The sequence below is a fragment of the Hyella patelloides LEGE 07179 genome, assembly GCF_900659865.1.
GTDB lineage: Bacteria > Cyanobacteriota > Cyanobacteriia > Cyanobacteriales > Xenococcaceae > Hyella > Hyella patelloides.
Map to the genome: position 1 here is coordinate 19,931 of NZ_LR213832.1, position 9,059 is coordinate 28,989.

At 38.2% G+C, this 9,059-nt stretch carries 7 protein-coding genes and 1 pseudogene; 5 read left to right on the forward strand and 3 right to left on the reverse strand.

Annotated features, from left to right (window positions below; translation table 11 throughout):
- Positions 1–240: 240 nt before the first annotated feature.
- Positions 241–1,110, forward strand: coding sequence for a LysR substrate-binding domain-containing protein (locus H1P_RS12565; protein WP_144867569.1), 870 nt, complete (start codon positions 241–243; stop codon positions 1,108–1,110).
- Between the two features lie 48 nt (positions 1,111–1,158).
- On the opposite strand, the gene H1P_RS12570 is transcribed toward H1P_RS12565, so the two are convergent.
- A complete protein-coding gene (locus H1P_RS12570) occupies positions 1,159–1,524 on the reverse strand; it encodes a hypothetical protein (protein ID WP_144867571.1) in 366 nt (121 codons plus the stop codon).
- A gap of 282 nt (positions 1,525–1,806) precedes the next feature.
- Here H1P_RS12570 and H1P_RS12575 point away from each other — a divergent pair, with 282 nt between their 5' ends.
- The 3 genes and pseudogenes from H1P_RS12575 (at position 1,807) to H1P_RS12585 (ending at position 4,055) form a co-directional block, all read left to right on the forward strand.
- On the forward strand, positions 1,807–2,685 hold the full coding sequence (locus H1P_RS12575; RefSeq protein ID WP_144867573.1) for a prephenate/arogenate dehydrogenase: 879 nt from the start codon (positions 1,807–1,809) through the stop codon (positions 2,683–2,685).
- A gap of 44 nt (positions 2,686–2,729) precedes the next feature.
- A pseudogene (locus tag H1P_RS39360) lies at positions 2,730–3,537 on the forward strand (ion transporter).
- A gap of 98 nt (positions 3,538–3,635) precedes the next feature.
- Positions 3,636–4,055 (forward strand): hypothetical protein, encoded by a 420-nt coding sequence (locus H1P_RS12585; protein WP_144867575.1) that lies wholly within the window; start codon positions 3,636–3,638, stop codon positions 4,053–4,055.
- A gap of 27 nt (positions 4,056–4,082) precedes the next feature.
- Here the strand turns inward: H1P_RS12585 and H1P_RS12590 are convergent, their stop codons facing one another.
- Positions 4,083–5,900, reverse strand: a complete 1,818-nt coding sequence (locus H1P_RS12590) for a TRAP transporter permease (RefSeq protein WP_144867577.1) — start codon at positions 5,898–5,900, stop codon at positions 4,083–4,085.
- Between the two features lie 414 nt (positions 5,901–6,314).
- Here H1P_RS12590 and H1P_RS12595 point away from each other — a divergent pair, with 414 nt between their 5' ends.
- The gene (locus H1P_RS12595; protein WP_144867579.1) at positions 6,315–7,436 is read left to right on the forward strand and encodes a TAXI family TRAP transporter solute-binding subunit; all 1,122 of its coding nucleotides are present in this window, start codon (positions 6,315–6,317) and stop codon (positions 7,434–7,436) included.
- On the opposite strand, the gene H1P_RS36025 is transcribed toward H1P_RS12595, so the two are convergent.
- On the reverse strand, positions 7,433–9,059 hold a 1,627-nt coding region (locus H1P_RS36025; RefSeq protein ID WP_186375946.1), incomplete at its 5' end, for a recombinase family protein. The two genes, H1P_RS12595 and H1P_RS36025, sit on opposite strands and share 4 nt — an antisense overlap.

A 9,059-nucleotide genomic window follows, 5' to 3' on the forward strand; every position in this document is an offset into this window, starting at 1 on the left:
AAGCTGCACTGACATTTTCTAGAAATAGTTAAAGGCAAAATGGTATGCTCGTACTTTTTTGTTCTTTAGTATTCCTCTCTCAGCAAAATATATTAAATTATTTTTTTTATGCCGAATTGTTGCTATTAAATCGCATTTAATTCCCATTAAGACTACAAATTTTATGATGCAGTGGGTGAAGCGATTCTGTCCAATACTTTTTTTAGTTAAACTGATACTAAATAAGTATTAATTTGCTTTATGGAATTGCGACAGCTTAAATATTTTGTAGCAGTAGCAGAAGAGCTAAATTTTCGACGAGCAGCCGAGAAGCTTTACATACAACAGCCACCTCTGAGTCGCCAAATTCGTCAGTTAGAGACTGAATTAGGGATAGAATTATTCCAGCGTAGTAAGCGTAGTGTTTCTCTTACCAAAGCAGGAAAAGCCTTTTTAGATGAAGCCAGATTAACTTTGGCTCAAGCGCAACGAGCGGTAAATGTAGCACAGCAAGCAACCAAGACTAACCAGTTAATTATCGGCTTTTCTCTTTGTGCCTTCGATCGCATTTTGCCAGAGTTAATTGATAAATTTCGCCAACAGCATCCAGAAACCCCAGTCAATCTAATAGAGATGACCAAAGAATCACAAATTCAGGCATTGTTAACGGCAAAGATAGATGTTGGCTTTTGTTATGCTCCTATTACCAATTCCGAACTCGATAGCGTAACTATTCTTAGTGAGCCTTTAGTAGTTGTCTTACCACCAGAGCATCCTTTAGTTGAGCAAGAAAGTATCGAACTGCGGTCGCTAAAGTCAGAATCTTTTATACTATGTCCTAAAGATATTAAACCCGATGCCCATGAGCAAATTATGCAGCTTTGCGATCAAGCAGGATTTCAGCCAAAAATTGTTCAAGAAGCTAGTCCCTCGGAAGTTCAACTGCGTTTGGTCGAATCAGGTATGGGCATTTCACTAATAGCTGCTAGTTGCAAAACGCGACATAATGCTCGAGTAGTTTATCTTCCTTTAGTCGAACCCGTTCCCTTATTAACAATTGCAGCAGTTTGGCATAAAAAGCAGCCATCTTTGGCTTTATCTAACTTTATCAAAGACTGTTTATTTAAGTAGATCGAGCAGCAACTCAGATATACAAAATCAAGGGAAAGGTTACAATGATTACTCTAAAACTATATGTCTATCTGAAACCTTCTGATTATTAGGGAGCTTTTGACCACTAATCTTTTCTCCTAACTTATCTTGATTTTTATACCAGTACCATGCCGTTGTAATAGCACAACTCTTTTTTAAATGCTTTGTTTCAAACCAAATTGTTTTGTTATCGCTAGGAAAGTCTGTAGTTCCACCAGAAGCGATAACAAAATCATTTTTCGTAATTAAGTCGAATATATTCCAGGGTTTTGTTGCTATCTTGTCGCTAACAAATTTCAAAAAATTTATTGAAGCTGTTAGTTTTCTACAATCATTAAATTCTATTGTAATAGTTTCTTGATTTGCCGTAACTTGTTTGATATATTTACTCATATTTTATGCCTTGAACAATTTTTACTTGACACTATTACTTAAATAATTCCCAAATACAGTATTTTTCATGCTAGTAATATCTATAAAATCAAAACCCTTAATATTTCTGTGATTGCCACTTTCTCATCATTGCATCCTCTCTATATTGTTTATGAACCACTTGGGAATATAACGAGATTTTTTAATAATGCGATCGCTGTTGGAATCAAACAAGCTGGAAAACTTTGATATTCCCACAATGTTAGATAATGATGGGGTGTTTGTGTATTTACCTCATCAAAGATGAAAATTGGCATAGTGGGTTTGGGTTTGATTGGTGGTTCGTTGGCGATAGATTTGCGATCGCAAAATCACGATCTTTTAGGGGTATCGCGTCAGGAAGCAACTTGTAAAGTTGCGTTAGAAAAAGGCATTGTCGATCTGGCTAGTACAGATTTAAGCATTCTTAAAGCAGCCGAAATTATTTTTATCTGTACTCCTATGGATAAAATTGCTCCTATTGTAGAAAAACTAATTCCTTATTTAGATAATGATACTATTGTGACGGATGTCGGTTCTGTCAAACAGCCCATTGTCGAAGCCTGTAGCAAATTATGGGATAATTTTATTGGTGGACATCCGATGGCGGGAACAGCCCAACAGGGTATTAATGCTGCACAGAGTAATTTGTTTCAGGGCGCAGCTTATGTGTTTACACCCCCAGATAAATCGACGGGGCGTACAAGCCCCGCCCTTCGAGGGCGGGGTCAGCCCCTTGCAAATTTAGACAAATTAAAACAGTTAGCCGTATCTTTAGGCGCAATTCCCTATATTTGTTCTCCAGAAGTCCACGATCGCGCTGTTGCTTGGATTTCTCACCTTCCTGTGATGGTAAGTGCTGGTTTGGTTGCTGCTTGCTTGGGTGAAACAGACACAGATGTCTTAGAGTTAGCGCAAAATTTAGCAAGTTCGGGCTTTCGCGATACCAGTAGAGTGGGTGGGGGTAATCCAGAATTAGGCACAATGATGGCACAATATAATCAAGACTCTTTATTGCGCTCGCTTTATGGTTATCGCGATCGTTTAGAGCATATTATCGAACTTATTGAAACTAAAAATTGGGATAATTTACAACAATTATTAACTGAAAATCATCAAGCTCGACCAAAGTTTCTCAATTAAATCAAGAAAAATAAAAATAAAATATTAAAGGTTTTTCTATTGTTATGAATACAATAGCATCTTGGAATAGTTCTTTAAATAAATGGTGCAAAAAAATTGCTTTTTATCTAGAGGATATAGAAACAGGTATTGGATTAGGTATTAATCTTTTTCTCTTGGGTCTAATTTTTGCATCTTTAGGTATTTTTGTGGCGAGTACTTATCCTATTGGAGATAGTTTGAAAGAACTTTTTCAAGTAGTAGATATGGTAATTTTAGTTATATTTACTATAGAATATATTTTACGCTTTTGGGTAGCAGAACAGAAAAAAAAAGTTTTTTTGGAGTATTTTTTCCTTAATTGATTTAGTTGCCATATTACCCTTATTATTCGGCTTAGTAGATATTAGCTTTATTCGGATATTTCGTTGGTTCCGTATTTTGAGAATTATTCGCTTTTGGGAACTAGAAAAAAAATATTTAGGGGTTAAGGCGGGAGAAAATATTGTTTTTATTCGTGTCTTTCTGACTTTATTTTCTATAATATTTATTTATGCTGGTTTAATTTATCAAATGGAGCATCACGTTAATGGTGATGGCTTAAAAAACTTTTTTGATGCTTTTTATTTTGTAGTTGTTACCATGACTACAGTAGGATATGGTGATGTTACTCCCCTTTCACAACCAGGAAGAGTCATGACTTTATTCATGATCCTAACAGGGGTTTTATTTATTCCTTGGCAGCTAAGTGAATTTGTGGGTCAAATAGTCAAAAAAGTTGGTTTGGTAGAAAAGAAATGCGAGCAATGTAACTTATCTCGTCACGATCCTGATGCTCAGTTTTGTAAACAGTGTGGAAATAAATTAAGGTAATAAGTAGTTAGATAAAATTGAAAGTGAGTGATGCCAAGGTAACCACAGCTTTCTAATCACCTTGGTAAATTTAATTAATTTTATATGAGGGTTAAATTATGGAAAGAGGATTAATTTGGTTGCCTTTGCTGGGTTTAATTATTGGCTTAACTTGGGTGGGTTGGAAAGAATATCAAAAAGTAGAAGGTTATCGTATTTGGTCAGAACAGTTTGAGAAAGCTAAGTATGATATTTACGCCGTAATGGGATTAAAAGATAATCAAATTACTTGGGGAAAACCTACGCCTCAAGGAATTTCAGGTTTAGAAATTTTCTCTTTACAAGAAGTTGCAGATATTAAGTTAAGCTTGGGCGATCGCCTTATTGATATTAATAATTTACCTACTAAAAAAACTCAAGATATTCCTCAATTAACCTTTAATTTTAGAAAAGATAATAAAGTAGTTAAAATTCCTTTCACAGAAGCAGAATTAGCAGCTAAATGGCAAAAATTTTTATCATCGAACATTAATCATTGAACATTTAAGTAGGTAGAGTATAGTCAACTACTGCATGAGAAGAAAAATCAATAAAGATAGACCAAATAAAGCTATTCTTGAGCCTATATTAAGGGGTCGAAAACAGTAACCAGTAATAGCAGTAGTCAAAATAAAAAGTCCTAATAAACCAAAAACGAAAACCACTAATCGTTCGCTCCAACTGCCATCAATTAAAGCAGTAAAAGCAAATAGCAGGGGCATAATATACAAACCTTTGGCTAATTTCCAAGCAGAGATCGCTGTTTTGAGAGGTGAAGTTTCCGCAATTCCCGCTGCTGCATATGCTGCCAAACACACTGGAGGCGTAACGTTAGAGTCCTGTGAAAGCCAAAAAATAATCAGGTGGGCTGCTAAGAGGGAGATACCCATATTTTCTAAAGCAGGAGCTGCTAGGACTGCTAGCATGATGTAGGCAGCAGTTACAGGCAAACCCATTCCTAGCACTAGAGAAGCCAGGGCAATTGAGATGAGAGCCAACAACAAATTGCCTCCAGACCAATCTATTAGTACTTGAGAAAGAGTAATTGACATTCCTGTTGTCGCAATAGAACCGATAATTAATCCTGCTGCTATCAATAAAATTCCCGTAACCACCATGTTTTTTGCCCCTATTGCCAAAGCATCCAAAATATCTTTAAGCTTCATTGGGCGATCGCTAAGCCAAGAGCTAACAATTGTGACTAAAATGCTGTATCCTGCTGCATAAGTAGGCGTGTAACCTAATATTAATAACCCCACCAGAACTACAATAGGCAGAATAAAAGGAATTCCTGGGCGAATGATTTGAACAATTGAAGGCGATGTTTCCTCGATCGCTTCTAGCTGATTTTTTTGCGCTTCCAGCCAAACATAAAAACCTATCGTAGCAAAATACATTAGTGCTGGCAGAAAAGCCACGCTCACAATGGTTTGATAGGGTAAACCCGTCCACTGGCTCATAATAAAAGCTCCTGCACCCATTACTGGAGGCATTAGCTGTCCGCCCACTGAAGCTGCTGTCTCAACTCCTGCTGCAAAATCGGCTTTAAAACCAGTCCGTTTCATCAGGGGAATGGTGATCGAACCAGTAGATACTGTATTTGCAACCGCGCTCCCTGAAATTGTCCCCATTAGTCCCGAAGCTGCTACTGCAACTAAAGCAGACCCTCCAGCGATCTTTCCAGTTAAGGCTTTTGATAATTTAATAATAAAATCAGTCCCGCCAGACTTGAGCAAAAAAGAAGCAAACAAAACAAACATAAATACAGAGGTTGAAGAAATTGAGGTGGTAATTCCAAATAACCCTTGGTCGCTAAAAGACATCCGATAGAGTATTCTGTTCAACCTCATGCCACGAAAATAAAACAAACCCTCAATCAGCTTACCCCACCACAAAATGTAGCTCAGAAAAAAAACACTGAGCAAGGGAACGATAACTCCTGTAGTTCTTCGTGCTAATTCTAAAGTTAAGACAATGGCAACGATCCCGATAACTGAATCAAAAATTGTCAGTTCTAAATTGCGCTCGATTAGGAAATTCTCCGCCAGAATAAAATAGACAGCAACCACCAACATCAATGTACTAAACCCGATATCAATTATGCTCGACCAGCGAGATGGGTTTTTGGGACGTAGAGGATAAGCAAGAAAGCCCATTGCCCCCAGTAATCCCAAATGAAGACTATTGCGCCAAAATTCGCTGAGCGTACCAAAAGTATTAACCCAAAGGTGAAATAAAGAAGTTGCGATCGCCAGACAGTAAAGTAAAGATTGAAGCTTTTCCGAAAGCGTTACTCTAGCTGGGGTTTCTGAGGTTTTATTCTCAGTTGCCGTCGATTTATGCATGGCTTTTTGTTAGCAATTGTAGCTTAATTAAGACGGAGAAAAGCTCACACCAATTGCTTTTTGGCCTTGGTGATTTGACGTTAGGAAATACTTTTCTTGAAGACAACACATATTTCATTTATACTTAATTATCCTGCTTGACGGGATGGGACGAATGGGTATGGCGCACAGAAACGCTCATCAATAGAGGAAATACGCGAAGAATATGAAGTAAATCAATAATAGTACGGTTTGTTGCTAATAGTTTTTTTCAGTTTCTTTTTTTCCTGATTCCTTTTAAAATTATTAACTAAATGTCAAGGTATACAGTAACTCTAAATAACAGGTGTTTATCTAGGAAGTGAAGTCCCTCGCTGTCGAAGCCAAAGTGATTGAAATTTTAAACAGTAACACTTTCTAAAGAGGAATTTTGTCATGAAACGTAAATCTTTTATTCAAATGTTGGCAGCCAGTGCTTTGCTTTCGCCCATTATGAGTTCTGGGTGTAGTAATAGTAACGAACCGCAAGCCAGCAATTCTGAACCAGAATCCGATTCTGAGTTATCACAAACAGATACTATTTCCAACAATCAGTCTTTAATCTTAACTACCGCTACCACTAGCGGAACATTCTATCCTGTGGGAGTAGCGATCGCTAATGTGGTCAGCAAAGAGGCTCCATTAAGAATGAATGCGATCGATTCGGCGGGTTCGGCAGAAAATATTCAACTGCTCAAAAATAACGAAGCCGATTTAGCTATTTTGCAGAGCTTGTTTGCGGAAATGGCGTGGTCGGGTGCAGGTCAATATCAGGATCGACCAGAACGAGGATTTCGTTCGATAACTTCGCTTTGGCCCAATGTAGAGCATTTTATCGTCTACCGTGAATTTATCGAAACAGGCAATGTTGAAGATATAGCTAATATGAAAGGAAAAACCTTCTCCGTTGGCAAACGCGGTTCGGGAACAGAAATTTCTAGTCGTACTATTCTTGGGGAATTAGGCTTTAATGTCGACGAAGATTTTATTGTTGAGAATCTGGGATATTCTGAAGGCGCAGAAGCAATGCAAAATGGTCGTCTTGAAGCAATGACCGTACCCGTAGCACCTCCCGTCCCAGCCATAGCCCAGTTATATGCCTCAATGGGAAAAGAGAAAATCGCTATTTTGGAATTTACCGAGGAACAACTAAAAAAAATTAATGCTACTTTTCCTGTATGGGTACCATACACGATAGAAGCTAACGCATATCCCAATCAGCCAGAGCCAATCAAAACCATTGCCCAACCCAACTGTTTGGTAGTTCGTTCCGATATAGATGATGAAACGGTTTACCAAACCACCAAAACAATTTATGAAAATTTACCCGCACTCCAGGAATTTCATCACGCGACTAAAGAGATGAGATTAATTTCATCAATGTCTGGTTTAACTGTACCGTTACACCAAGGGGCAATGCAATATTATCAAGAACAAGAATTAACAATTCCCGAAGGTTTGAGTACAGTTCGATCTGAATTCAGAATTTGTTTCATGCCTAAAATCACCAACGCCTAATTTTCAATTTGTCTTGATGCTTGCACTAAGGGGAATAATGCACCCATTTGTTCTGTACCGTTGACACCTAAATCACTATGACAGAGAATTACTTTTTCTGATACTCTGCCTAACAAGTCGCGGACAATTCTTTGTAAGCGTTCTCGATCCAGATTATATTGGTCTTCTGGCATCCAACCGTATCCAGACCATGATTGTAAAAATAATGGTGCGCCAAATAAAGTTGCAGCACCTCCTTGTTCCCAGAGAGGAGAGCCAGCATCCAGCCAATATTGCCGACGGTGTGCAGTACGTAAAGAGCGATACTGGAAGATAGTAGCCAGAGAAACCGCACTTTCTGAGGGTGTAAATTGATTATTACGGCGGGGGTTAGCGGTAATAGTACCCCGACGAAGTAGAGTAATAAAGTTAGCGACGGTAACTGCTTGGGTTTGTAAGCTGGGTTGAACTTGTCTTAATCGACGATCTACTTCCCAATAGTGTTGGGCGGTTTCAATTAATTCCCGCAGTGCGGATAGGGTATGGTGGGGATAAGTCATCTTCTCGCTTTTGCCTAAAAAGAAGGCGATCGCTTTACTCAAGAAAATTGCAGGGGTAACATAGCATTGTTTTAGCTGTTGTTCTTTGGTTTGTGTCACCCAATCAATAATTTTTTGATAAGCTGTTGCGCCTTGATTGCCTAATCTATCCCAACGAGGAAAGGATTCTATCGGTAATAGATCGGGAAATTCAGGATCGACATGATAACAATAGTCTGCCAGTAAACCCGCCCTTACAGGATCGATTTGGGGAATTAATTTACCCTCTACATAAGTTTGAGACAAAATAGTTAGCATCTCTGCAATGGAGTCGCGGTCTACTAATTTGCCAATCCCAGGATAAACAAGTGCCATCAAGGTAAGTAATGCTCTTACTGTAGGAGAGCTAATTAAAGGACGTTGCTCGTTAACTGGAGTAACCGCAATTCCCTGTGCCGATAAAATTTCTATCAGAGTATAACGCCCAATTTCATCTAAACCAGGAGCAATAATGGCAATCTCTTCTGCTTTAATACCTTCTGATTTAATTGCTTCAATAATACTTTGTGCGGTGGTGCGTAATAATTCTGCACGGGAGATAGTTTGAATCGATTGAATAGTATCAGGAAGGCTAATACCATAAGTATTCTCTGAAACTAACTCAACAGCTAGATCTATATAGTCGTTCTTGCTATAGTACGATTGCGAAGCGATTTTGGATTCAGAAGATGAAAAATTCTCCCCAGTAATGTCTATTATTCGGCAACGTTTAGCAATTTGTTTTAAATAACCAGGATCGGCATTCACACCCAAACGTACTTGACTATCAGGGTTATAGGTAAAGACACCACGCACCCCTTTATCCAATAATAACTCAAATAAATCTTTTGCGATCGCGGGATAATCATCGGTATCATCAGCTAAAATAATTTGGTGACGCTGCCTTAAATGCTTTTGATATTGAGGCGCAAGTAATAAATAACGCCAATAAAGCTCATATATAATCCCGTAAGTTAATAAGCCTCTATTCAAACACCAATTACGCCACTTAAGCAATAACTCCCCCATCCGAGAATAGAGAGTATTATCTTCTGTAAAATCAGGA

Bases quoted from the DNA above. Each gene is read 5' to 3' on its own strand.
- H1P_RS12565 (WP_144867569.1), top strand. From the start codon at position 241: ATGGAATTGCGACAGCTTAAATATTTTGTAGCAGTAGCAGAAGAGCTA.
- H1P_RS12570 (WP_144867571.1), bottom strand. From the start codon at position 1,524: ATGAGTAAATATATCAAACAAGTTACGGCAAATCAAGAAACTATTACA.
- H1P_RS12575 (WP_144867573.1), top strand. From the start codon at position 1,807: ATGAAAATTGGCATAGTGGGTTTGGGTTTGATTGGTGGTTCGTTGGCG.
- H1P_RS12585 (WP_144867575.1), top strand. From the start codon at position 3,636: ATGGAAAGAGGATTAATTTGGTTGCCTTTGCTGGGTTTAATTATTGGC.
- H1P_RS12590 (WP_144867577.1), bottom strand. From the start codon at position 5,900: ATGCATAAATCGACGGCAACTGAGAATAAAACCTCAGAAACCCCAGCT.
- H1P_RS12595 (WP_144867579.1), top strand. From the start codon at position 6,315: ATGAAACGTAAATCTTTTATTCAAATGTTGGCAGCCAGTGCTTTGCTT.